Source organism: Kitasatospora sp. NBC_00240, from assembly GCF_026342405.1.
In the GTDB taxonomy this organism is placed as follows: domain Bacteria; phylum Actinomycetota; class Actinomycetes; order Streptomycetales; family Streptomycetaceae; genus Kitasatospora.
The window spans coordinates 1-24,661 of record NZ_JAPEMU010000005.1 but is presented as its reverse complement, the minus strand read 5'-3'; the positions used below and the strand labels follow the sequence as shown (position 1 = coordinate 24,661).

Here is a 24,661-nt window from a genome sequence, read left to right as displayed (position 1 = left end):
TCGTGAGCCGAAGGGGTCCAGACCCTCGGTTCACGACGCAGATGCTCTGCCCGAAGTCTGGGCTCGGAGCTCCATCGGTCCCAGTACGAGGATGTCCACCCCATGCTCCTGGCACAGCACTTTGGCGGCCTCCTGCGCTGCCTCAGGGATGGTGGTTATGGCGGCCATGACGTAGAGATCGGCGCCGAGGTTGACGGCGATGCTGACATCCTTCTCGATCTGGCCCGGCTTGGTGAACTCCTCGCCGCTGGCTTTGACCTCGCCGGTGATGACCTTCGCGTCGGCGATTCCGAAAAGGTCCGCCTCCATCTTGTTCGTCTTCCCGGGAAACCACAGGTCCACGCCGGGCAGGAACCAGCTGCGGGTGTAGCGGCGCTGCAGAGCGGCGATGGTCAGCAGATGAGGCAGGACTCCCTGGTCGCTGGCGCGGTCGATTCGGGAGTCGAGCCGGTACACCAGCGACGGGCCTTGGCCAGCGCCTGTGTAGCCGCCGAGCGTGCCGCATCCGGGGCATCGGGCCGCCCCGCGCTCCGGGACCCCGGACAGCGGGAGGAAGGTGGTGATGCCGCAGGCGCCGCACTTGATCTCCAGCCCGCGCTCAGCCCACCCGACATCCGCGAGACGTTCCAGGGCGGCGGACGCCGCCTCTACGGTTCCGTGCCCGAGCTTGGCCGCGGACTTGAAGACGCGCTCGCTTCGTCCACCCCAGCGGGCGGCGAACTCCCGCTCGGCATCGCTGAGCGGATCCTCCTTGCCGCGCAAGCGCTCCAGCGCCCTCACCATGTGGCTGGTCCGCGGAGTAGTGAGCTTCTGGATTGTCTCCAGAACGCCGGCCTCGCCGAGCGCCGCCATGCTGGTCTCATCCATGAGGCCCACCCCTACAGCGCCCTTCTCCGAGGTCTCATGGCGTTCCGCTTGCTCCACGAGCAGGGTGTTCGCCACGGTGGCAAGGGTCGGCACGTTGAGCTCGATTCGGACTTCGCGTCTCATCGAGGTCGCTACCTCGATGGCCTCATTGCGCCAACGGGCTTTCTTGTCGACGAGTTTGGCCACAGAGTCCCGTTTGGGGAAGGCTGCGAACGGCTCACAGGTGACACCGACCAGTACGTCGACCCATGCCGTGAACGGGACCGGGCTGGGGAACCGCAAGGTGATTTTTTCCCGAACCACCGGCACATCCACCTGGGTCGTCTCGCCGTAGGTCCGCGTGAAAGCAGAGAATCTGGTGGTGCCCATGGACTTCCGGTAGCTGAACGGTGCGGTCCGCATTCGGTCACCCGGCGGGAACCTCACGACGGCCTGGAAGTCTGTCTCGGCACTCTCCTCAAGACCGAAGTACTCAGCAACTTCGTCCAGGACCTCCGGGCCGAGGGTACGGCTTGCCACCAGCACGTCCAGCGAGATCTCCTCCGGCCGCCGCAGCTGATCGGCCAGTTGCTCAGGGAACCCGACCCAGTCCTTCAGGCCCGTCGCGGGCAGCAGGTACATCGGCACCGTTCCGAAGCGCAGTGGCCGCAAAGCCCGCACGTTCCAAAAGCCGAGGCAGTCGGCGAGTTCACCCCCCTCGCTGGTGAGCCACAGGATGGTCGGGCCGTCCGAAACACCTCCCGTCGCCGTGTGCTCGCTGAAGTGGGCCACAGTCCGGTCCAACAGGGTGTGCTGCCATAGCTGTGCCTGGCCGATTTCCCCGGTCGAGGACGGACGTCGGATCGCGAGTGTGTCCCATCGCAGCTCGCTCTCCCGTTCGGCACTCAGGTCACCTGCCGCAGCTACTTCCCACAGACTGCCGTCCGCTGACGCGATCACGTGGCCGTTGGAACCGTCGACAGTCGGTGGCTGTCCGAGCCAGGCCGGCGGGCAGGAGAAGGATGTCCAACCGTCAGAGTCGATCTGGTCGATGGAGATGAGGTCGAGCCCGAGCGTGCTCGCAGCCATCGTGCTGGCGTCCTGCGGTGCGTCGACGTTCACCGCGCCGTCCGGGCCGGACAGTTCCACCGCCCGTCGATGTTCGTCGCTCATGGAACCGTCGGGTCGAATCTCGACGATGACTTCGCACGCACCCGCCCATCGTGTGCTGGCCTCCTGTACGGCGCGACGGAAGCCAGAAGTACTGCCCTCGCCGATCAGGTAGACGGCGCGGCCTGGGCGTACCGCAGCCGTGAACACCGCTCCATAGCTTGTCTCATCGCCAGGATTCATGGCCGTCACCTTGTCACAGCTGGGCGACACGAGTAGGCGTGCCACCCGCATCAACTTGCCATCTCAGGTGGCGTTGCTTATGGCGTGCAGCCTGTCCCGGGCCTGGTTGGCGGACTGGGCGCGCGGCTGCTGCTGGACGTCGCGGTCGCGGGCGTGTCCGATCACGGCCTGCCGGTTCGGCAAGTGGTGGAGGTGCAGGTGAAGGGCTTCTGGACGCCGGGAGTGCTGAGCGTGTGGCGGCGTCTACCGCTGGGCTGGCCGGCATGTCCGGTGGTCGCCGGGCCGGTACCGCGTCGCGTGGGTCCTCTACACCCCGTGGAGCCTGCGGGCCCGCTGTTCTCCTGCACCCCGGCGAGGGCACCTGACGCTCGTTCGCTGCCAGTGCTGGACCGCTGTGGTGGGCCTGAGGAGCGAGAAGGGGAGGAGGTTGGCTGCGGTGGAGGGGTAGACCGTATATTCCGACGGTGTACTTGTGCTACGTGGATGATTCGGGAACGGACAGCGTCCGTACCCTGACCGGGCTGCTTGTTCCGGCGGCCGGCTGGGGTGATCTCCTCCACGGCTGGCTGGAGGGGCGCCGGGACGTCGAGGCGCTCTGGGGCGTCCCCAAGAACGCGGAGCTCCACGCGGTGAAGCTCGTCAAGGGACGGGGACGGTACTGCCCCACTCCCGAGCAGGAAGCCAACTTCCACAGCAAGAGCCGGATCGCCGCGCACGAGATGCTGCTCAAGCGCCTGGCACGGTGCGAGAACCTGATCGTCACGACGGTGGCATGCCGGACCAAGGTCCTGCCCGATGTCTATGCCTGCTTTGTCGAGCACCTTGAGGAGTGGGCTGCCGCGCAGGATACCCACGTCATGGTGGTTCTGGACGGTAACCCCGGTCCCGCCGACACCGACAGCCTGAGCGCGGAGGAGGCAGCGGACGCCTGGCGGCAGGCTGTCCGCAACGCGGCACCCTACCGGGGTACGCACAGGGGGCTTCCCTTGGCCTCACGACGGGTTCTGGAGGACCCGGTGATGCAGGACAGTGCCTACAGCCAGCTCATCCAGGCGGCTGACATGGTCGCCTACGCCGCTTTCCATCACCTGGCCTGCGGCGATGCGACTCTCTGGCCCAAAATCACGCCGATTGGGCTGATGTCACGGTCCTACCGCCGTCTTGCCGAGCGCTGGCTCGGCGATCCCGCTGGTGAGGGCATTGTCTGGAAGACGCCGCCGTCGGGAGCCTGAGGCCTCTCAGAAACGCAGAAACCCCCGGAGAACCGGGGGCCCACGAGGTGCAAGATCCCCTGGGCGTTCTCAAACGAACGCATGGGACCTTGCCTGTCAATCATCGCCGATGGTGCTAGCGATGGCAAGCAACGCCCAGAAACGCCCAGGAACGCCCAGAAACACCTGCCTGACTTCCGCAGTTGGTAGGCATGCGGAGGCGGCCGATATGGGGGCTGAGCTGCGGGAACATGCGGAATGTGGCCGGGTGGGCGTGTGCCCACGCGGTTGCGTTGTGGCTGGTCAGGCGGGGTCTGCGGCGGTGATCCGGGGTGGCGGTTGGATGCCGCAGTCGCGGTAGATCGTGGCCTGCTCGCTGGTGAGCGGGGTGGTCTGGGTCAGCTGTCCGGCGTCGCCGGTGAGGGTGACCTCGTGGACGCGGCTCAGTTCGGTGCTGATCCGGTTCCAGGTCTGACCGGTGCGGCGTTCCGCGACGCGGATCAGCAGCAGGGCGAGCCAGCAGAGCAGCACGTGCGCGCGGATGCGGTGTTCGAGGCGGTGGAAGACCGGCCGAAGTTCCAGCACCGTCTTCAGGTCGCGGAATCCGCGCTCCGCTTCCAGGAGCGCCTTGTAGCCGACCGCGATCTCCTCGGCGGTCAGGTGCGGGTCGGAGCTGGTCAGCAGGTACTTGCCGTCCAGGCGTCCCTCGGCCTTGACCTTGGCACGGTCGATCGCCAGGCGTCCGCTCTTCGACGTCCTCAACCACCGCTTCAAGGTGGGGTGTTCGATCAGTGCGCATTCGGCACGCACGTGCGTGGCCTCCGCGCGTTCGCGGGCCTTCGCGGTGGTCAGGCGTTTGGCGTCGCGTTCGCGCTGGGTGCGGATGCGCTCCAGTTCGGCCTCGATGCGGGTGATCGCCTCCTCGCGGTGGTGGCGGTCGCGTTCCTCCTGAGCGGGGTTGTGGCAGATGACGAAGCGTCGACCAGGGGCCTGGTCGAGCTTGACCTCCTTGACCCGCAGGTTGTCGCGAACGCTCTGGTAGCGGCCCTGGCGGGCGAGGGCGGCCTCGGCGAGGTCGTTGCCGTCGCGCATGCGCATCCCGGCGATGAAGTGGCCGCCGGCGCGGGTGAGGTAGGCCAGGTTGTCCGCGCTGGAGAAGCCGCGGTCCACCACGGTGATCACCCGTCCCAGCTTCCAGTCGCGCATGTCGTCCTTGACCTGCGGCAGGATCGCCTGGTCGCTGGTGCCACCGGGCCAGCACCAGCAGCGAACCGGCACGCCCTCCTTGGTGACGGCCAGGCCGATGGTGATCTGCGGCAGGTCGTCGCGGTGGTCCTTGCTCTTGCCGTAAGTGCGGAACGGGTTCTCGCCCGCGTCGGGCTCGTCGCGTTCGAAGTAGGTGTTGGTGGTGTCGAAGAACAGCAGGTCGACTTCGAGGTTGAGGAGGTTCGCGACCGCGAAGAACACCGCTTCCTGGACCTCGGCCTGGGCGTCGGCCTCCACCAGCAGGTCCATCGCCCGGTAGGCCTGGTCCTCGTCCATCGCCTGCAGGCCCGGTATCGCCGCGTCGCGGCCGGCCCACTCGGCGGCCGAGAGCTTCGAGGCCGGGGCGACGGCGCGGTTGGCGACCAGGGCGAACAGCACGCGCTCGACGTCGGTGCGGAACCGGCGCGGGCCCAGGATCTTCGTGAGTGCGGCGTCGATGTCCAACTGCCGCCACAGGCCCTGCAGCAGCCAGACCGCTCCCAGGGGACGCGAGCCGGTCACCTGCAGGCCGCCGCCGACCACCGGTGCCGCCGCGTCACCGCCCTCGCCGAGGTAGCGGTTGATCGAGGTGACCAGGCGGCGCAGACCGTCGGTGTCGAGCTGGTCCTCGCGGCCGAAGTTGTGCAGCACCTCGGCCTGAGTGCTGCCGCCCACGCGGTGGTTGTGCGCGAGCTGCACGTAGCGGACCGCCGTCCCGTCCTTCTTCTTCCGCTGGGTGGTCCGCAAGTACATGCCCACAGCATGAACGATCTTCCCAGGAGGATTCAACCCTCACTTCAGAAAACGTGTGCCCACATGTTCCGCTGACCCAACTTCACGGGCAACACCGTGACCTGCACCGACACCGCCCGGCAAGCCCGTACGTGCCCACGAACTGCGGAACTCAGGACCTGGGAACGGCAAGGAGTGGTTGGGGCGGCGGGGTCTTTCGGTAACCCGACGTCCGGTGGCAGCTTGGCGACGAAGGGCCCTGGGGTGGCGGTCAGTGTCCGCGAACGTAGGCGCGTCGTTCGGTGACCAGGGTGTGCCAGTGGTGCCGGGTGGTCTCGGGGCCGTCGAGCCACCTGGCGCTGGAGGGGGTGTCGAGGGGGAGGCCGGCCATGTAGTGGGTGATGTCGGTGTAGTAGGCGTAGTCGCCGCCTGAGCTGAGTTCCCGCAGGCGTTCAGTCGCGGCGGCGAGCTGGTGCTGGTCGTCGCGGACGGCGTGGTGGAAGGCGAGGGCGAGTTCCAGGGCTGCCTGGGCGGCGACGATGCCAGCCGTGACGCTCTCGGTACGCAGGAGGGCGGCCCGGTCTTCTACGTCCTGGCCAGCGGTGCCGGCGTCGCGGATGAGGGCGGCGATCCGGGTGGTGAGGGTGGTGGCGCGCAGGTCGAGTCCGGTGAGCAGCTGCTCGGCGAGATGGAGTTCGTCGTCGGCCTGCCGCGGGTCGGTGAAGGCGAGGGCGAAAGCACGCTGGGCCTGGGCGGTGGCGCGCTCCCCGGCGACGTTGTGCTGCTCGGCCTCCAGACGGGCGTTCTCGTAGGCTGCCGCGGCGCGGTCCATGGCGCCCTGGACCCACCACACGTCGCCCTCCACGCGGTGGTGGCGTCCGGCCCAGCCGAGGGTGAGGGCGGTGGTGAGGGCGGTCGGGAAGTCGCCGGCCAGGCGGGCGAGGTGGGCGAGCCCGCGGCGTGCGGCGGGTGCGAGCCGGCCCTGGCCGGCGGCGACGTGCTGCATGCCCTGGCGGGAGGCGTCGCTGAGGCCGAGGTCGCGTTGTGCCTTGGCGAGGTAGTAGACGGTCATGTCGTGCAGGTCGGGCGGCAGCAGGTGGGTGTCGACGACGGCGCCCAGGCGCGCGGCGGTGCGCTCACGGTGTTCGTGCTGGCGGCGGGCCAGGGCGCTGAGGGCCTCGACCAGCGCGTCGGCCGGCGTGCGCAGCGCCGGGGTGTCCGGGCCGGGGGGCTCGGGCGGGGCGAGGGGTTCCCACACGGAGTCGCCGATGTAGCGCCAGGTCGCCTCGGAGAGCCAGCCGAGGTTGAGGCGGAAGTCGCGGGCCAGGCGCAGGCCCTGGCGCAGGCAACCGATGAGCAGCATCCGGTCTTGCACAGTGCTGGAGGTCCACTGCTCGCCGAGGCCGGCGAAGGCTCGCTCGGCCGCGCGGCGCCAGTCGCGCTGCGACCAGCGGTCGTCCGCCTGGTCGTCGGCGCCACGGATGGTGGAGCGGATGAGGGCGTGCAGGTGGAAGGGCCACAGGCCGAAGGTGTTCTCGCCGATGAACGGCCGCTCGGTCAGCCGCTGGGCGGCCGCGTCGTGGGCGAGGCCAGCGGCCCGGGTGGCGAGGGGGATGTCGAAGGCATCCAGCAGGGTGACAGAGCGCAGGACGTGCCGCTCCTCCGCGGTGAGGTCCTGCAGGGTCCGGGCGATGAGGGCGGGGAAGTCGTGGTCGAAGTCGGCGGGGGCCGGGGTGCGGCCGGTGCGGCGCAGTTCCAGGAAGCGCATCACCGAGAGGTCCAGGAACAGCGGCAGGCCGTGCGAGCGGGCGGTGATGACGGCGCGCAGCTCGGGTGCGATGAGCGCCTGGCCGTCACGCACCAGGCGGCGCGCGAGGTAGTCGTCGCAGTCCTCGGCGGAGAAGTCCCCGATCAGTACCTGCCCGCCACCGTCACCGGGCGGGACCAGGGTCGTGGCGGGGCGGGCGTGCGGGACGGCGGGCGCGGCGAGGGCCGGCCAGGCAGCGGGGCCGGTGAAGTCGAGCTGGCCCTGCAGGGCGTCGTCCGCCCACTGCAGGCGGTTGCGGCCGGTGATGACGAACAACGCGTTCGGCATCAGCCACACCACGCGCTGGATCAGGCGCTCCAGGTCGCGGTGGGTGCGGTCGCCGGTGTCCTCGAAGGTGTCCAGCAGGATCACCGGGGTGAGCCGCTTGCCCTCGGGCAGCTGTGCGAGTTCCCACGCCAGCAGGTGCGGGTAGTAGGAGAGCGCGTCCAGGTCCGGCTCGGCCTCCAGCAGGTCCGCCAGCCGCACGCACCCGGCCAGCGCCCGCACGGACTGCCGCCGCTCGCGCAGGGCCCGCACCAGCGTGCCGGTCACCTGCCCCAGGGCCGTCCCGACGGTCCCGGGCAGCAGCAGCGCCTGGGCTACGTCACCCAGCGCGGACTGCATCTGCTGCGGCAGCGCCTTGCCGAACCGGCTCGCCAGCGAGCTGCGCCGCAGGTACTCCTCCAGGCTCTCACCGGGGTGCTGGTGCTCCCAGTAGCGGCGCAGTGCGATGTCGAAGGCCGGCAGGGGGCGTGCGAGGTCGGCGAGGGCGAGGCGGATCGTGAGGACGATCTGTTCGAAGTCGGTGCCGGCGGAGCGGGCGAGGTCGATGCGCACCGGCAGGATCCGGCTCTGTGGCCAGGTGGGCTCGCCCCACTGCGCGGGCCGCTGGCCGGCGTCGGTGAGGGCGGCCTCCAGCTTGCGCGACAGCGTCGTCTTGCCGATGCCGCCGACGCCGTGGAAGCCGAGGACGTTGCGGCGGGGCGCCTCCAGGTCCTCCACGTCGAAGCTCGGGTCGCTGGTGCGCCGCAGGTGCCCGGTGAGGGAGGCCGCGACGGCCTGCCACTGGCCCTGGCGGTTGGTGAACGCCTCGTCCGCGCCCAGCTGACGGTCGTTCGAGCTGAACAGAGCCCTCAGGTCACGGCCAGCCACGACGCCCCCACGTTGTTGATCACCAGTCACCTACTTACGTCCGGACGGTATCGCGACCGAGAGGTCCGCAGCAGCGGGACCAGCGATGTAGGGTCCCTGACCTGCGTGAAGCCCGTGCGGGGCGCTGACTTACACACGGCTGCGACCGTGTGTAAACATTCATGCAGGCAATTGCGCGCGCAATAGGAACGGCGCGCATTCTTCGGATCGAGAGGGGGAGGCGTGTCCGACCAGCGACGACCGCCGGATCCTTCCGACTTCTCCGACCTCGCGGGGCACGGTGGTGAGAGGCAGCACGCTCTGGACATGGTGCGAGAGGTTCTCGCCTGGTACGCCGAGCAACTCCTCGTGGAGATCAGGCGCACTGAGCCCGATACGCTCCGCATCGAGGAGCTGAAGGCCGCACGCCGGGCCGTGCACGGCGATCTGGCCCGTGTGCGGGCTGCCGGCCCGCAGGAGGCGGAGCAGATTGCCACCGCCTACGCCGCGCTCCTACAGGACTTGACGACCTGAACAGGCCTCCGCCGGCGCGGACACGGTGACGTCCTGCGGACCGGCCAGGGCCTTCGGCCCGGGACCCGGCACATCGGTACGCATCAATGGCCTGGCCATCGTCATGATCTGCTCCAGCTCCTCCCGGTGCCGGGACAGCGCCTTGTACAGCGCCCGGTGGCGAGCGAGGAAGCACGAGGCTTCCTCCTGCGTGTAGGGCCGCACCCGCTCGGCCGCCAGCCTCTCCGCCGCGCCCGACCGGCCGCCTGCACCGCCCGACGGGTCGCCAAGAGCCACGCCGTCCCGGTCGACGACCAGCACCGAGTCCACTGCCGGGTGACCCTGGGCGACCTGAAGCCCCTCAGCCACCGCGCAGAAGCACACATCGTGCCCGGCGGCAGACGTGAACCGGGCGGAGCGCCCTTTCGCCAGGGCCCGTACATAGCGCAGCGCGGTGCCCTGCCGGCTGTCGGCCGCCCGCACGGCCAGGACCACCAGCTCGACGCGGTAACCGTCCCGGTGAAACACCTCGGCACGGCGCAGAAGGCTGTTCGCGCTGCCGGGCGCCATCTCGATGACCACGTCGCCGCGGTGCTCGCGGACGTAGGCCTCGGCGGCGGTGAGCCAGGCACGGTAGTCCGCGCGGATCGCCTCGCCCGCGCCGCGAGGGTTCTCCCGCAGCAGCTGCCGATAGTCGGGGTGAACATCCTTGAAGTCGTCGCCCACCAGCTGGGTCGCCCCCGCCCGCATGTTCGCCTTCACGTCACTGGCGACATCGGTCTTGCCGGCACCAGGCTGACCCACCACGAACACCACCACGGGTTGCTCCCGAGGGATGATCTCCCCGAGGTCGGGGACGACCACGTTCTCGAAGAACCAGCGGTGCTCGCGCTCGGAGAGGCGGTGGTAGTCGACACCCGGAGGCTCCCGGCGTGGCTGCGCGATCCGGCGCACCGGCTCCGAGAGAGCGAAGGCCCGCTCGGCGTCGCGGGTGACCGCCAGAGCATGGTCGGCCTGGAGCAGACCGGCGTGGCTACGGCGGTCGGCGGTGGCCAGCTGGAGGCGGAACTGCGCGCTTTCCCGGGCGTTCCACCAGCGGACGTGCTCGGCGGCGACGGTGGCGGCCGCGCCAGTCGGGCGCCGCCAGTGCCCGTCGGGGGTGAGGTCGTTGGAGTAGAGCGCCTCGGCGCCGCGCCGCAGGACGGTGACGCGGTCGGCGAGCTGCTCCGCCTCGACGACAGCGAGGGTGGTGACCAACGAGGCCGCGCAGTCGTCGTGGTTCTCCCACGACACGTAGCGCCCGCCCGCGGCGTGGGCCTGGTCCAGGTAGCGGTCCATGACGCCGAGCTGGCTCCACGCTTCGGGGACGGCCAGGACCGCGACCTCGATCCGGTAGCCGGCCCGCCGCCAGTTGGCGGCCGCAGCGCGGGCCTCGTCCGGGTCAGTCAGGGCCGTTTCGACGACGGCGTCGAAGCGGTGCTCCCGGGCGTGTGACTCCGTGGCGGCCTGCCAGCGGCGGGTGTCGGGGCGGACCTTCACCCCGGCTGTCCGGGGGTTCTCCGCGAGAAGCGCGGCATAGCGGGGGTGCGCGGTCTTGTACAGGTCGCCGGCGATGCGCACGGCACCGCCTCGTGCGGCGAGGGACGCCTGTACGAGGTCGGCGAGCGTGGTCTTCCCGCTGCCAGGCTGGCCGGCGACGAAGACGACGACAGGCCGCTCTTGCGGGGTGGTGCCTCCGGTTCCGGCCGGAAGGATCACCCGGTCCAGGATCTGGCGGCTCTCGGTGTCGGAGAGAGCCGCCGGGACGACGTCCCGTTCTCTCACCGGTACTCCTGGGCGGGCACGAGTTGCTCCTGATCGGTTTTCGCTGGGGCGGGGACGAGGCCGTGCGGACGGCGCTCGGGCACTTGAAGGACCGCCCGCGGGCGGTCGGGCGGGCAGGGAACAACGCCCCCTGATCTCCCGGCGGCTACCCGTCGGTGTGCCGGTGGCAGCGTTCCGCGGCAGCCTGTTGGGTGCCGTGGTGTTCCATCTCGTCCTCGATGCGCCTGACGCGAGCCTCAAGCGCTGCCAGGCGCTCATCCTGTGGGCTCACCGCGGGCGCCGGCCACGGGACGGCGAGTTCGTGGTGGGCCCGCCAGACGTCCGTCAGGGCAGCGGAGGGATTGGTCTGGTGCTTGAGCTGCACCATGAAGATGGGCTTGCCGTCGGGGCGGTGCACGACGACGTCGTGCTGCTCCGCCTCGCGGTCGGTGTGGCCGGCAAAGGTGACGGCGGAGGTCTCGGACGGCTGGTGGGCACCGGGGATGTTCACCTGTAGGCCATGCTCTGCCGCAAGTTCCTGGATTCCGTCCCAGAGCTGGTCTAGCTCCCAGACAGCCTCCGCGACCTGGTCGACCCCGGCCACCGGGTGTTTGGCCCAGCGCCGGTACGTCGTGCCGTACCGGCCGTGGGCCGTCGACCGGGTTACACCGAGGGCCGCTCCGATCTCGTCCCAGGAGTTGCCGCGGGCCCGGTCGGCCACAACGGCCTGGGCCAGGAGTTGGTTCGCCTGTTCCACGAGGCGGGCGGCGTGACGGACGTGCTGCCCCGGCTCCGCTCCTCGGGCATCCTCCAGCCGGGCCATTCCCAGCAGGTGCCCGTTCGGCAGCCAGCCAGGCTCCGGCAGGTGGTCGTTGTCTGGCTTGTAAGTCATAGCCGTATCGTGTCACCGCTGTTTTGTACGGTCAAACCAGATCTCTGTATGGCGTGACAGGACGTCAGTCTGGCGCGTGTTCTCCACTGCCCGGACCGGGCGGCCATGTCCGCCGGTCCGGTCGCGTACGGCACCGCCGGGGAAGGGCCTCCGGGGCGTCGGTGACGGCCCGGCACGTTCGCCTGTCCGTGGGGCGGCCTAGGGGTCTTACGACTTCGGGGCCGCCCCAGGTTCGTTTCGGCTATTCCCGGTCGCGCAGCAGCTCCCACAGGGCCAGGAGCTTCGGTGCGAGGATCCGGCTGGTCGTCCGGGTGACGGTGCCGACGATCAGGGCGCCGGTGGTGTGCCGCGGGTCCAGCCAGGCCGGCACGGACCGCTCTCCCGTCCCCGCCCCTGGGGTCGCCGGGCCGGTGGTGTCGTCCTCGGCCGGCCGCGCCGGGGTGCTGCTGCCGCCGGTGGAGGGCGGCGTCGTCCTGGTCATGGTGGTCCTCCTGGTGTGGTCGCGCGGTGGGCGGTCCGGGCACAGGAGGCGGGCGGCGGGACAAGCGCCGCGGGTCTTCTCCTGGGGTCCGCGGTGCTGGACGGTACGGGCGTGGGAGCGCGGGTCAAGGGGGTCCGGCCGCCGGTTTCCGGGGCCGTGACGGGCGCCGTCCGGGCGGGCGGGCCGGCGGAGGGTACACGCGGGAATTGGCGAGTCAACCCCCTCGTGAGCAGGCCGGATCTTGCATCGTTTCGAACTTGTGTTCGATAATGGGGGGTGTCGTCCCGTCCTCGTCCGATCCCGCCGCCGGAATGCGCGCCGCAGCTGGCCGCCCGGCTGCTGCCGGACGTGGCGGTGGCCGGGGTGCCGGACCACGGGCCGCCGCTGTGGCGGGTCGTGGAGGTGCGGGTGAACGGCACCTGGCGGCCGGGCGTTTTGAGTGCCTGGCGCCGACTGCCGCTCGGCTGGGCCGGCCACGTCCGCTGGAGCCCCGGTGCCTACGGCGCCGCCTGGGTCCTCCACACCCCGTGGAGCTTGCGCCCGGCGGTCCTGCTCCACCCCGCACCCACGGCCCAGGCCGCCGTCGCGGCTGGCCGCCAGGGCGCCCCGGTGGCCGGCCGGGACGACACCCGAACGCCTGGCGCGCGCCGCGGGCCGGGCCCGCACCGAACCTAGGAGGATCAGCCCATGCCCGACGCACTGCCCATCCCCGCCGACCTCCTGGCCCTGCGCCGTGCCCGCGACGCGGCCTGGGCCGAGCTCAACGCCTACGTTGCCGAGGTTGAGGCTCTGCGCCGGGAGCAGTACCCCGACCCCGAGCAGACGGACGTGCGCGCCATGTGGGAGCCGGAGCAGCGCGAGCGCCTGGCCGAGCTGCGCGCGGCACGCGACGCGGCCGTCCTGGCGGTGCGCCGGCATCCGACGATGGCGCGGGCGCTGGCGGAGGGCTGCTGGGCGGCGACCGATGTGGCGCTGTTCCGTGCCACCGGGCCTACCCCCGAGCCGGTCGACGCGGGGTAGCGGGTCTCCGTCCCGCGTCCGTCGGCCCGGACGCTGCGCTGGCGCGTGCGCGTGCTGCCCGCAGGGGCCGGACGCGAGGGGGAAGGCGGTCGGGGAGGGTCAGCCGCGGGCCAGCGGAGCCCGTTTCGGCGGGCGAGGCGGACGCCGCGCGAACCGTATGGAGAGGGTCCCGAAGGTTTGCACGCCGGGCCCGGCGAGCCCCGACGAGGTTGCCGTGGGTGTGCACCCAGGAGTTCGCCGGCCCGGTCCGCCCGTGCGCGCCGCCGCCCACTGGCTGGGCGGCCCATCCTGCCACTGGTGTTGCTGCGGATCCTGGTCGTAGTTCCAACTGGGCGTCCGGGTGGGTTCGAGAACACCAACCTGTGGGAAGTCGCCCTTTCTGGCGGGAACGGATCCGCAGTCCGGCCATGCTCGTTGTTCTTTGCATCCGTCAGCCGCCTGCTCGGCCCACCTGACAAAACAGTCGCCCTCGCGGTTAAGGACCACTAGCCTCCCCGTATGACGGCAAACCAGGACGAACAGGAAGACCTCCAACGGCTCGTCCGTACGCTCGACCAGGTCGCACAGCTGGCTGAGCGGACCACCACTGATTGGGACGGCTGGGAAGTCGCGGATTCCAGCCCGCTGGCTGCCGACGACGCCAAGACTCATCCTTATCGGCTCTCCCATAGCGCGCACCTCGCCCTCGTCGTGGCCGTCGACCACCTTCAGGCTCTGGCTTCCAGCATCAAAGGCTCCAGCGCGGACAACCGCCAAGACGTGCTGATCCACACCCATGCCCAATTCACACTTATCCGAGCCGCGCTGGAGAACGCGGCACGAGCGGTCTGGCTGCTCGGACCGAAGAGCCGGGACGACCGGATCAAGCGCGTCCTGGCCTTGCACCTTGCTGACCTGGTGAACAGCCAGAAGTTGGCCGAAGTGCTAGCGATCTCCGCAGAGACCGGCCCCGATCCCAAGCACATGGCCAACATTGAGAGCCGTCGGGCGCAGATCCGCAGCTTGTTGGCCGCAGCCGGCCTGACCCCAGCTGGCCTGCCCCCTGATCAGCTACTGCAGGCGCAGAGACGCGTCCTAAAGTTCCCCGGGTATGAAGTCATGGTCGCTGACGCTGGGACACATATCGGCGATGCCCACGTCCGACTCTTCTGGAAAGCTTGCAGCTCCCTGGCACATGGGGATCTGTCCGGCACCCTCGCGGTACTTGACCGTGAGACCGCTCGCAGTGACGGCAAAGTAGCAACAGTCCAGTTCACTGGCTCCGTACCGGCCTTGGTCCTCTTCACAATGGCGGCGCTGCGCATGACGTTCAGCGCCTTCGACCTGTACACAACCCGGGCAAGGAAGCTCGCCTGGGAAGCCCCAGTGAGACCGGTCCAGGACGTGCCGGCAACCTTTCGCGCTTGAACAGCAGTGCCGGTCGGCGTGAGCACAGACCCGGCCACCCCCTACTCCGGCCACGGCCCTGCCGACCCTGGTAGAGCAGCTGAAGGCGACGTGGCCGGCAACGCCACCGGGCCGTCGCGGGGTAGCGGGTTGCCGTTCCGCACCTGTCGGCCCGGATGCTGCGCCGGCGTCCGGGTGCTGCCCGCGGGGGTGGTTCGCGAGGGGGAGGCGGTCGGGGAGGGCCGGCCGCGGGCCGGCTGCTTGTCCGGCCGGGAGCCGGGTCGGGTCGTACGCTGGTCAGACAGGGATGGTACGCGTCCGCCGGGCGAGGCGGACGCCGCGCGAACCGTAGGGAGAGGGCCCCGAAGGTTCGCTCGCCGGGCCCGGCGAGTGTGTTCGCCGGCCCGGTCCCGCCCGTGCGCCGCCCTGCTTGCTCAGCGGGCCGACCAGACCGGGCACCCCGCAGCGTGCCTCGTCCACATGATCACGCCGCCGCCCTCACGCACCTCACGGCTGCGCACGACCGCACAGCAGCCCCCCGCCGCCACCGCTCTCGCCCGGGTCCCGACGGTGCCGCCCACCCCCGGCGGCGCGGCAGCAACCGACGCTGGACCCGGCGCTGGCCGCGCGGGGCGATCCTGCGGCACGGCCCTCGGCCCCACCAGGCCGAGGGGAAGGGCCAGGGCCCGGGCACGGCTACGACGACGGTTTCGACGCTCGGACATGCCGAGACCCTGCCCGCCCCCACCCGCTCCACCACCTCGCCGCGCCGCGACACGCCGCCCCGACTCCCCGTTGGACCTGGGCGCCAGCGCCGGTCATATTGGTGTGCGGTCCGGCTCGGGACCGCAGTACGCTCGCCCCTCCTGATGCGACGTAGGAGATGGTGTGAGCAGCTTCATGGATCCGCTGGACGAGCCGCAGCAGCTACTGGTGGACACGGTCTGGGAGCAGTTCGCCAAGGCTCAGAAGTTCCCGTCCTTCCGCTACGTCGAGTTGGTCATGCGACGCGCCGGCCACAACGCCGTGGCGGTGCTGAACAGCTTCCCGGCGCTGGGCGGGGAGTCGGGCTACCGGGCGGCAGACATGTTCCGCCCCCGCCCTACGGACGGCCCGGTGTGGCTGACGCTCGCCGGACTGCGCCATGTCCGGGATTCCCAGGCAGCGCCGATCATCAGCGTGCTGCTGGAATACATGCGTGCCTTGACGAAGGCCCAGGACTGGTTCCTCCAGGACCCTTTTGACTTCGAGGGTGAGCTTCCCGAGCGGGAACTCCGTGACACTGTGGTGGCCCGGCAGCCGGGAATGGATCCCGGGCTCATTCCCTGGGAAGCCATCGCCTGTGTTGCAGACCGCGAGTGGCCCGGTCTTCGTTTTCAAGACCAGGGGGAAGGTAACGGGATTGGCAGGCTGGGGGTTTTGCCCGAGGCGGACTTCGACACGGTGGAGGACTACCTCGCCGCGGTGGTCGCCGCCCTCACCCCTGCGGACCACCCCGCCGAGCTGCCCTACACCGACCCCCGGGCCCTGGTGCGATCGATCGGCTTCTTCGACGTGACCTGCGAGCTGGTCATCCGGCGCCCGCTGGTCGAGCGCCCGCCCCTGGAGCAATCGGGCCGCCTGGTCCTGGACGTCGCGACCGAGGCCGAGTTCCTGGCAAGTCTCTCGGCCCTCAATGAACTCCTCGCACGGCTCGACATCCCGAAGAAGAACCCGCCGCACGCGCTCGGCCGGATCACCGACTACCTCACGAAGGCGCTGCCAGGGATCGACCGGGCCGCCGTCGAGCGGGCGGTGCACACACTCGACCAGATCCGGGTCCTGCGGAACTCCAACATCCACACCAAGCCCAACGCCGACCTGCTGGAGGCCTACCAGAGCCTCGGCCTCGCCTTCCCCGTCCGCGACTACGGAGCGGCCTGGGACAGCATCCGCGCCTACGCCGACCGCGCCTTCGCCGCCTTGCAGGAACAGATCCTGGCTGCTCGTCCGGCCTCCACCGGGACGGAGACTCCCGACGACCCAGCGGCAGAGGCGCCCAGCACCGTGGTACCCGCCCAGAAGCCGACCGCCTGACGGGGCAGCAGGCCAGTCGGGCGGAGCTGGAAGACTGATCACCATGAGTTCTGATCGTCGCGCGCTGCACAGCCCGTTCTCCTCGTCCCCCGTCCACGCCCCCCTGCCCGCCGAGGACGGGGAGCGGCTGCTCCCGGTGGAGCGCGCCCCCTTCCTGGAGCCGCCCGCCCCCGCCGACAAGGACGACGCCCCGCAGTGCGCCCAGCCGCAGGCCGGCCGCCGGCGCCTGGGCCCGGGCGGCGCCGCCTTCCCGGCCGCCGGAGCCACCCGCTGACCGACCGCGCACTGCGGCGCCGTCGGCGGGGTGCTGTTGCGGATCGCCACGCAGCCCGTAGCCCGCTTCCGCACCCGGGGAGGGTGACTGCGCAGGGCGGCCCGGTCGGACCTGCGCAGGCGGTTGGTGCGCTGCGCAATGGTGCGGGCCGGCCGCCTTGCGCATCCGCGAAGGGTCGGGCCGGCGGATGCCGCGTGCGGCGGCGTTCGGGGGGTGCGGCTACTCTCCTGATCATGGATCAGAGTTTTGACGCGCGCGGAATCAAGGCCACCGGTGGAATCGACGCGCGAGGAATCAAAGCGTCGCCGGAGACGCCCGGCTGCCCGGAGTGCGGCATCGCGCTGCGTACCTCCGGCCCCGGCCGCCGGCCCGTCTACTGCTCCAGGTCCTGCTCCTCCAAGGCGTACCGCAGGCGCCGCGCCGAGGGCCAGCAGGACGCCGTCGCCGACGCCCTTGTTTCCTCGCGCGTCGAAATCCCCGCCGACGCCGACGGCGGCCGGCAGGAACTGCTGGACCTCGCCGCCGCCGTCCAGCGCGCCGCCGCCCGCTACCTCCAACAACTCGACCGGGCCCAGCGCGGCGAAGGCGACGACCCGCGCTGCAACCAGGCCCTGGCACGCCTGGACGCCGCCGTCACCGGCGCCACCCAGCGCCTGCTGCGCCAGGCCCACGTGCTGCGCCACGAGATGACCGCCGGCCGCCTCCGGGTCGAGCGCGCCGCCGCGACCGCCGCACCCGGCCCGGCCGCACCCGTCGGACCGGCCGGCACCGCTCCCGCCGCACCGCCGGCCGGGCCGGATGCGAACCTTGTTCCGACGCGCGTCGAATCGGCAGGACCGGCCGTCGACCTTGTTCCGACGCGCGTCGTAACAGCAGGGCCGGGCGCAGACCTTGTTCCGACGCGCGTCGAAGCCGATCGCCCCGGCGCCGGCGTCGTCCCGCCGCTCGTCCCGACCCCGGGCCGGGGTGTTCCGGACCGCGCCGCCCTCGCTCCCGCCCCCGGGCCCAGCGTTTCCCCGCGCGTCGAAACCCCCGGCCCCCTGCTCGGCGTTGCGCACCAGCTGCTGCTCACCGCCGACCGCCCCTCGCGCAGCACCGTGACCCGGCCGTCCACCGCGGCGCCCGCCGGCCCGCTGCGCAGTGCAGCACCCGAGCCCGTGGTGGCCGAGGTCCCCGAGCAGCTGCGCCTGGCGCTCGCCGAGGAGCGCACCTCCACCTCGCCGCTCGCCCGCGGCCTGGGCGCCCCTAGCGACATCTGGAGCGTGTCCGACAGCGACCTGGTGGTGGAGGGCTGGGACGCCGATCCGGGCCTGTTCGCGGTGCGGCGCCCGGACCGCCGGCTGGTGGGCTGGGTCGCCGCCGCCGACGACGGAGGTGGCTGGGGGACGTTCGTCGACGGGCGCCAGGTCGTCGACGCCGCCGACGGCGAGCCCTGGCTCTCCCAGGACCCGCAGCACGCCGTCTCCCTGCTCCAGGCCGCCCTGGACCTACGGAGCACCTGACGCCCCGACCGGCTCCGTGCTGCCGCTCGACGCGAGCCCGGAGCTGGCGGCCAGCACCGTCCGCCAGGCGCAGCCTCGCGCGCCGACCCGGCCGGTGACGTGAAGGCGGTGCGCGCCGCGGGCAATGGTGTGCGGCGCGCACTCGCCCGCTGATTGTCCCGCGACGTACCTGGGCGCTGGTCGGCGGTTCGGCTTCGTGGCACGACACGGCAGGAGACTGCGAATCGGTCTCCGTTTCCCTGGCCGGGAGGCCGCGCCGCCCACAGGCTGAGCTTGGAAGCGGGTGTTTCTGCGGCGGGGGGCGAGGCGTGGTTGGAGGCGGGATGATTGAAGTGTGAGAAGGGGAATCTTTGCCCTGCCGATGGCGCTGATTATTACCTGGTTGGTTTGGGCGTTGAGAGCGCATTCGCCAGGGGCCCGTGGGTCGCCTGAGGTGCTGCAGGCTGAGCCACTTCAGGCGGTTGAGGAGTACCCGTCTCGGAGTCTGTGCCTTGATGTGGCTTTGCAGGAACGAGCTCACCAGACCGCCGCTGTGGCCGGGCTCAACACACTTGCGGCTGCTCTGCTCGGCTTTGAAGCCGTCTTAGCTGTGACAGGCCTCAAGGTCACGACCGGGCCCAACTGGAAGCTGGCTGCCATGTCAGCTCTAGGCTTCAGCATGATCACAATCTTGCTCTCGCTCATCGACTTCGTCGTTCCTGCGAAGAAGCCCACAGCCAGGCAGGAACGACCCAAGTGGTACTGCCGAGCCTTCCCTCGGCGGACATTCTCGATATCACCGGCTGGTATGACGCCGCACCTCGCCAACCCGCCGGGACGCAGCGAGGAGATCATCTTCACAACGGTGGGGGTACTCTTCCGCTATACGTCGGACTACGTGATCAAGCCCAAGAAGCACTGTCTCACCGCAGCCGTTGTTTTCTTGGGCGTAGCCTTGGTCGTAGGAGGACTCGGGGCGGCCTCGTACGCCTAAGAAGGGCCGACTTGATGAGCTACTTGACCGGACTACTTGGACGGCTCGGTCCGAGCCAAGATGCCAAGCACCCAGACGCTGGGACGGCAGTGGAGTCTCTCCCAAGCTTGGGCGTACTGCCAGGAGCGACGGTCGCGGGAGGACACTTGACGGCCGAACCTGCCCCCCTGACATTCGACGAGCTGAGCGACCGGTACTACGACGACTCCATTCTGATCTCGGGGGAGTGACCGGCCGTCGCTAGGTCAGGGCTGGGACCGGATATCAAGGTGTGCCCGGCCCGGCAGGGGCTGTCGGAAGTTCCGGAGGCCCTCCGACGAGCGCCCGACGGGATCACCTGCCAGGAAGGGCCCATCAGGGCGGTTCAGGGCCCTGTATGGCCGGTTCCGAGGATGCCGACAACCCCTCGGCGGCTGATTGGATCCCGGACCAGCAGCGAAGCATCCATGATCATGAGCAGACGGTAGCTGTGGCTCCCACGGTCAGCCAGCGACTTGGCTGGTCGGGCTCAGCCCGGCATTGCCCGGAGCCGGCCCGGACCGGTCGTCATGCCGGACGGCATCGAGCCGGCGGCCGCAGCCACGTCTGGCAGGTGATGCGGCGCGCACCGCTGCGCCGATCCTTCCAGCCCCGCCCCCGGCGGCCTATTCCTGACCGGGTGGGGCCGGCCGCCCGCCCCACCCGGCCGGGCCGTACAAGCGGTGCTGCGCTCAGAGGTCCCGGAAGAGCTTGATGTAGCGGTTCGCCGCTCCGCGGTCGAGCCGGATGCCGTGGGCGAGCAGCTCTTCGAGCAAGGCCCCGGCAATGGCGTTGTGGGTCCGCGGATCGTCCGGCCGGATCCGGAGCCTGCACAGAACCTCGACCTGCTCCCGCTTCGTTCGGCAGGCAGCCAGTTGCTCACCGAGGGCATCACCGGAAGCCCGCTGGGGCGGAACCGCAGGGGCCACCTGCAAGGCCGCCAAGCGGTTCACCTCGGCGGTGATGGCCTGGATCCCCACCCCGGCCCGAACAGCCCGGCCCAGCTGCTCCCTGAAGTCCTCCTCCGCGCTCCTGCGCAGCTTTTCGGCACACAGGAGGTCGTCCACACTCCGACGCAGTTCTGGGAGGAGAAGGTCGGGGGAGATGCTGGGCGCGCTCATGATCAACGAACGACCAGGCGGAGCGGAAGTCACGGTCCCACTCCACTACAGCGTTTGTTGCACAGGAAGCAAAGGAGGGCGCAGCAAAAGTTACGCCTGAGGGTAACTTTCGCTGTCGTCCAGCTCAGGTCGGTGTTACTTTCGTTGATATGAACCGCGCGGAGCAGATGGTGGCCATCGGAGACATCGCCGCCCAGCAATGGGGGCTGATCACCGCCGCCCAGGCCAAGAAGGCCGGCCTCAGCGGCGTCCACATGAAGCGACTGACCGACGCAGGCCTGCTGGAGAGCATCAGCCGGGGCGTCTACCTGCTCACCGGCAGCGGCTACCCCGCCCACCTGGACATCGCGGTGGCCTGGCTGCGCCTCCAGCCGGCTGTTCCCGCATGGGAGCGGCGCGCGGACGACCCCGACTCGGCCGTGGTCTCCCACGCTTCCGCTTGCCTGCTCCACGGCCTGGGCGACATCCCCTCCGGCGAGGTCGAACTCACCGTGCCGCGCCGCAGGGTCACCCGCGAGCCCTTCGTGAAACTGCACATCGCAGCCCTGGAACCCGACAACGTCGTGACGGTCGACGGGCTTCCCGTCACCACCGTCACGCGCACCGTGGTCGATCTGCTGCGCCAGCACACCGACGGCGGCCACGTGGGCGGCGTGATCGCAGAGGCCGACCGCCGCGACCTGGTCTCCGCACAGAGTCTCGCCCCCCACGTGGCCCGCTTCGCCAAGCGCTACGGACTGCCGCAGAACGACGGCATCGCCCTGGTGGAACACCTCGTCGCCCAGGCCGGAGACCACCTCCACTCCCAAGAAGTCGCACGGGCCACCCAGGACGGGATCGTTGCCGGCTGGCTCCTCGCAGGACACCCCGGCCACACACGCGATAACCCCGATCTCGTCTCCGGGGAGGTCTCCCGTCTGGCCGACCACCAGGTCGGCGCCGTGCCGCTCTCTGCTGTCGGACGGGGGACTCTCCAGCAGCTCGGCGGGTCCAGCCAGACAGAGCGGGACATGATCAGGAACCTGGTCCTCTCGCCTGCCCTGCGGGAGTCCATTCGGCAGCTCGGCACCTCGGGCGTGCAGGACGCGATCAGGAACCTTGCCGACGTTCAGGCGAGCTTGATCTCTCCCGCCATGCGGGAGTCCATTCGGCAGCTCACCAACTACTCGAACAGCGGTGTAGTGCAGGACGCGATCAAGACTCTTTCCTCCTCCCCCGCTCTGTCGGAGGCTGTCCGGCAACTCACCTCGAACAGCGGGCTGCACAGCACGCTCAGGGACCTCCAGCTTCAGCAGGGACTGGAAGGCCAGCAGTTCATTCGCCACGCTCTCGCGCAGGCCCCGAACCCGCTCCCCGCGGGGCACGACGGGCAGCCGACGGACACGGACGAAGACCAGCAGTAGGTGGCCTCCTGGGACGAAACGTAATATTTCCCGGCACCGCAAACGACATGGGGCCTACAGTCGGCGCACAGCCCGGCGAACGGAGACCCCATGGGCAAGTACGCGCACCCGAAGCACTTCGACACCGCCCTGAAAAGCGTCGCGCTCAAAACCTCCAAGCAGCAGGGCATGCCCGTCGCCGACCTGATCCGGATCTTCTACTTCAGCCGCCTCGTAGCACGGGTCTTCACCCACGACCCGGACGGCTGGATGATCAAAGGAGGCCAGGCCCTCCTCGTCCGCTACGCCAACGCCCGCCTCAGCCAGGACATCGACCTGCAGTCCCTCGACCCCGACCGCGACGCCGAGCAGGCCCGCCAAGCCCTCATCACCGCCGCCGGCATGGACCTCGACGACTTCCTCAAGTTCACCCCAGGCAAGTACGAGCCTCACGCCGACGGACAGCGCGGCGGCGCCCAGCACTTCGACGTCTACGTCGGCGCCCGCAAGGCCGTACACATCAAGGTCGACGTTGTCGTCGGCCGCCCCCTCGCCGGCACACCAGAGCTGCGCTCACTGAGCCCTGCCGTTCCCATGGAATGGCCGGACGAATGGCCAACCGTCCGCCTCTACCCGGTGCTCGACCACATCGCCGACAAGATCTGCGCGATGTACGAACGCCACAACGGCGCCCCCTCCAACCGCTTCCGTGACCTTGCCGACCTCCTCCTGATGAGCCAGCAAGAAACCATCGACGGCAAGACGGCCCGGGTCGTGCTGCACAACGAGGCGCAACGCCGGCGGAACCTCGGCACCGAACTCAAGCTGCCCGCCGAGCGCTTCGAGATCCCCGACCCTACGTGGACCGCAGCCGCCTACCGTCAGGCCGCAGCGCTCGTCATCGGCCTCAACGGATGCCGGACCCTCGAAACGGCCACCGCCGCGGCCCACGCCTTCGTCACTCCCCTGCTCACCGACGAGGCGATCGGCCGATGGGACCCGCACCTCGGCGAATGGCTGCCGCCCGACGCCTGACGTGCCTACCGCCGCCGGGGTCGACCACGGGGAGCACCAAGTCAAGGACAGCGCCAGCCTGCCGACCCGGCGAGGCCAGCAGGGCGCCCGTACGCGACCGACCCCGGCCCCGCCAGCCGGCGCCCGTCCGGGCCCGCCGCAGGCCGGGGCGTCAGCCCTCGTACATCTCCCCGCTGAGGATGGCCAGCGCCGTCTGCTCGATGGTGTCCCGCCGGGTCACCTCGCCCGTCGTCGGTGACGGGTAGTCGGCGGGCAGTGCGCGCTCCACCGCGTCCACGATGTCGCCGACGGTGAACGTCACCCCGGTGTCCACCGCCAGGCGGGCGACGCTCTCGACGGCCGCCTCCGTGCGAGTGATCAGATCCCGGGCCAGCAGCGAAAAGTCCATAGTCATGAGCCGACGGTAGCCGCGGGCCTACAGTCAGGCACCGACCTTGGCGGATCGCCGCGCAGCCCGGCCCGGGACCGGCCCCGGGCCGGACGGCATCGAGCCGGCGCCCGCGGCCACGCCCGGCTGCTTTTCGTGACGGCGAAGGGCTGTCCCAGGCCTGTGTCCTAGGACATCCACCCCCCGTTTGCCCAGGTGGGGAGGCCGCGCTGCGGGTCCGCGTCACGGATCACGAAACCGGCCGTCACGACCTTGTGCCGCCGTACGCTGGATCAGGTGATCCCCGATCAGCACGGCCCCGATCCGGCCCCGCGACGCGCGGCCTGCGGCAAGCACCTGCCGCCCTCCGGCCGGGGCCGCCCGCGGGCCTACTGCGACACGGCCCGCCGGTCCGCGGCCTACCGGCGCCGGCGCACCGCGCCACCGGCCGCCGCCACCGCCACCGCCACCGCCGACATGGTCCTGCCGAACATCACCGGCACACCGAGCGAGCAACTGCCCGCCATCGCCGAGGCCCTCGCCGACGACGTCCACCTCTACCTCGACGCCCTGCAGCACGGCGACGCCGACGACGCCGAGCAGCTGCTCGCCGACCTCCACCAGGACTGGCCCGCCGTCCTCGACCGCCTCCTGGAGCAGGCCCGCCTCGCCCACGCCGAGCACGCCCAGCCCGCCAGCGCCGCGACTCCACCCGCCAGCCGCCCTCCCACACCCCACCGCGCCGCCCAAGCCGCCCAGGCCGGGCCGGACCGCTCCCCGGCCAACCGGGAGAAGTGGGCCTCCCTCCTCGACGACACCCCCACCGCCCCACCACCCCCACCCACCCTGCCCACCGACCGCCACGGCCCCACCGACACCGAACACCCCCTGCCCCAAGCCGGCCCCACCTGGACACTGCGCACCTGGAGCAGCCTGGGCGAGCGCCCCACCGTCCACCTCGTCAAGTTGCGCAGCCTCTTCCCCGACCCCGAAGGCTGGGTCGAATACGGCCTCACCGGCCCCCACTGGTCCGCCATCCTGCTGCGCCCCGCCGGCGACCCCATCCACCTCCTGGACTTCCTCGACCGCCCCCAGCGCCACGCCACCGCCCAACTCGCCGCCCTGGCCGTCGTCAACGCCTTCCAGCGGGGCCTGAGCCTGCGCTGAGCACCCGCCCGACGCCCCGCCCGACGCCCCGCCCCGCCCCGCCCCGCCCCGGCCCGCCGCTCCGCCGGCCCGCCCGCCCGGCCGGGCCGCCCACCGGCCGCCCGGCCCCGCCCGCGGCCCGCGACTCCACCAACACCACGGGCGTACGGAACCCGAGCGGGCACTACTTCCCACAGAAGTAGTCGGCCCTCCCGCACCCCGGTTGTCCCGCACCCTGACCAGCCAGAACACCCCGCCGAGGCCACTAACCCGAAGCAACCTCCGAAGCAACCTCCGGAGCAACGCCCGAGGCAACGCCCGGAGCAACCTCCGAAGCAACCTCCGGG

20 protein-coding genes are annotated in these 24,661 nt (G+C 70.7%); 12 read left to right on the top strand and 8 right to left on the bottom strand.

The features are described 5' to 3' along the window. Window positions 1-30: 30 nt before the first annotated feature. Window positions 31-2,199 (bottom strand): hypothetical protein, encoded by a 2,169-nt coding sequence (locus OG689_RS44090; protein WP_266329210.1) that lies wholly within the window; start codon window positions 2,197-2,199, stop codon window positions 31-33. 464 nt (window positions 2,200-2,663) lie between these two features. On the opposite strand from OG689_RS44090, the gene OG689_RS44085 reads away from it, so the two are divergent. Next, window positions 2,664-3,431, top strand: coding sequence for a DUF3800 domain-containing protein (locus OG689_RS44085; RefSeq protein ID WP_266329208.1), 768 nt, complete (start codon window positions 2,664-2,666; stop codon window positions 3,429-3,431). A 282-nt stretch (window positions 3,432-3,713) separates the two neighbouring features. Here OG689_RS44085 and OG689_RS44080 read toward each other — a convergent pair whose 3' ends face one another. Beyond that, window positions 3,714-5,408 carry an IS1634 family transposase gene (locus tag OG689_RS44080; RefSeq protein ID WP_266329206.1) on the bottom strand — a complete coding sequence of 565 codons (1,695 nt, stop codon included), beginning with the start codon at window positions 5,406-5,408 and terminating at the stop codon, window positions 3,714-3,716. 250 nt (window positions 5,409-5,658) lie between these two features. After that, window positions 5,659-8,346: an ATP/GTP-binding protein gene (locus OG689_RS44075; RefSeq protein ID WP_266329204.1), complete on the bottom strand. Its 2,688-nt coding sequence runs from the start codon at window positions 8,344-8,346 to the stop codon at window positions 5,659-5,661. Window positions 8,347-8,568: 222 nt separating this feature from the next. Between OG689_RS44075 and OG689_RS44070 the strand changes: the two genes are divergently transcribed. After that, complete coding sequence (locus tag OG689_RS44070) at window positions 8,569-8,859, top strand: hypothetical protein (protein ID WP_266329202.1); 291 nt, start codon at window positions 8,569-8,571, stop codon at window positions 8,857-8,859. Here the strand turns inward: OG689_RS44070 and OG689_RS44065 are convergent. The 3 genes from OG689_RS44065 to OG689_RS44055 all read right to left on the bottom strand — a co-directional run bounded on the left by OG689_RS44065 (window position 8,839) and on the right by OG689_RS44055 (window position 12,014). After that, window positions 8,839-10,662 (bottom strand): zeta toxin family protein, encoded by a 1,824-nt coding sequence (locus OG689_RS44065; protein WP_266329200.1) that lies wholly within the window; start codon window positions 10,660-10,662, stop codon window positions 8,839-8,841. The genes OG689_RS44070 and OG689_RS44065 overlap by 21 nt on opposite strands. Window positions 10,663-10,807: 145 nt before the next feature. Continuing rightward, window positions 10,808-11,533, bottom strand: coding sequence for a hypothetical protein (locus OG689_RS44060; RefSeq protein WP_266329198.1), 726 nt, complete (start codon window positions 11,531-11,533; stop codon window positions 10,808-10,810). A gap of 241 nt (window positions 11,534-11,774) precedes the next feature. After that, a complete protein-coding gene (locus OG689_RS44055) occupies window positions 11,775-12,014 on the bottom strand; it encodes a hypothetical protein (protein ID WP_266329196.1) in 240 nt (79 codons plus the stop codon). 276 nt (window positions 12,015-12,290) lie between these two features. Between OG689_RS44055 and OG689_RS44050 the strand changes: the two genes are divergently transcribed. From OG689_RS44050 to OG689_RS44020, 7 genes are all read left to right on the top strand, one after another. After that, window positions 12,291-12,689 carry a hypothetical protein gene (locus tag OG689_RS44050; protein ID WP_266329194.1) on the top strand — a complete coding sequence of 133 codons (399 nt, stop codon included), beginning with the start codon at window positions 12,291-12,293 and terminating at the stop codon, window positions 12,687-12,689. 12 nt (window positions 12,690-12,701) lie between these two features. Then, on the top strand, window positions 12,702-13,034 hold the full coding sequence (locus tag OG689_RS44045; RefSeq protein WP_266329192.1) for a hypothetical protein: 333 nt from the start codon (window positions 12,702-12,704) through the stop codon (window positions 13,032-13,034). A gap of 498 nt (window positions 13,035-13,532) precedes the next feature. Further along, window positions 13,533-14,441, top strand: coding sequence for a hypothetical protein (locus OG689_RS44040; protein WP_266329190.1), 909 nt, complete (start codon window positions 13,533-13,535; stop codon window positions 14,439-14,441). A gap of 867 nt (window positions 14,442-15,308) precedes the next feature. Continuing rightward, window positions 15,309-16,496, top strand: coding sequence for a hypothetical protein (locus tag OG689_RS44035; RefSeq protein WP_266329188.1), 1,188 nt, complete (start codon window positions 15,309-15,311; stop codon window positions 16,494-16,496). A gap of 43 nt (window positions 16,497-16,539) precedes the next feature. Continuing rightward, a complete protein-coding gene (locus tag OG689_RS44030; RefSeq protein WP_266329186.1) occupies window positions 16,540-16,770 on the top strand; it encodes a hypothetical protein in 231 nt (76 codons plus the stop codon). Between the two features lie 233 nt (window positions 16,771-17,003). Beyond that, the gene (locus tag OG689_RS44025) at window positions 17,004-18,272 is read left to right on the top strand and encodes a hypothetical protein (RefSeq protein ID WP_266329184.1); all 1,269 of its coding nucleotides are present in this window, start codon (window positions 17,004-17,006) and stop codon (window positions 18,270-18,272) included. Window positions 18,273-18,804: 532 nt separating this feature from the next. Next, entirely contained in the window at window positions 18,805-19,245 is a 441-nt protein-coding gene (locus OG689_RS44020; protein WP_266329182.1) for a hypothetical protein, read from the top strand. A gap of 710 nt (window positions 19,246-19,955) precedes the next feature. Here OG689_RS44020 and OG689_RS44015 read toward each other — a convergent pair. Continuing rightward, entirely contained in the window at window positions 19,956-20,330 is a 375-nt protein-coding gene (locus OG689_RS44015; RefSeq protein ID WP_266329180.1) for a hypothetical protein, read from the bottom strand. Window positions 20,331-20,533: 203 nt separating this feature from the next. Here OG689_RS44015 and OG689_RS44010 point away from each other — a divergent pair, with 203 nt between their 5' ends. Continuing rightward, window positions 20,534-21,787, top strand: a complete 1,254-nt coding sequence (locus tag OG689_RS44010; RefSeq protein ID WP_266329178.1) for a type IV toxin-antitoxin system AbiEi family antitoxin domain-containing protein — start codon at window positions 20,534-20,536, stop codon at window positions 21,785-21,787. A gap of 90 nt (window positions 21,788-21,877) precedes the next feature. After that, window positions 21,878-22,801, top strand: a complete 924-nt coding sequence (locus tag OG689_RS44005; protein WP_266329176.1) for a nucleotidyl transferase AbiEii/AbiGii toxin family protein — start codon at window positions 21,878-21,880, stop codon at window positions 22,799-22,801. 151 nt (window positions 22,802-22,952) lie between these two features. Here OG689_RS44005 and OG689_RS44000 read toward each other — a convergent pair whose 3' ends face one another. After that, on the bottom strand, window positions 22,953-23,195 hold the full coding sequence (locus OG689_RS44000; protein WP_266329174.1) for a hypothetical protein: 243 nt from the start codon (window positions 23,193-23,195) through the stop codon (window positions 22,953-22,955). Between the two features lie 270 nt (window positions 23,196-23,465). Here OG689_RS44000 and OG689_RS43995 point away from each other — a divergent pair, with 270 nt between their 5' ends. Continuing rightward, window positions 23,466-24,335: a hypothetical protein gene (locus tag OG689_RS43995; RefSeq protein WP_266329172.1), complete on the top strand. Its 870-nt coding sequence runs from the start codon at window positions 23,466-23,468 to the stop codon at window positions 24,333-24,335. Window positions 24,336-24,661 lie beyond the last annotated feature (326 nt).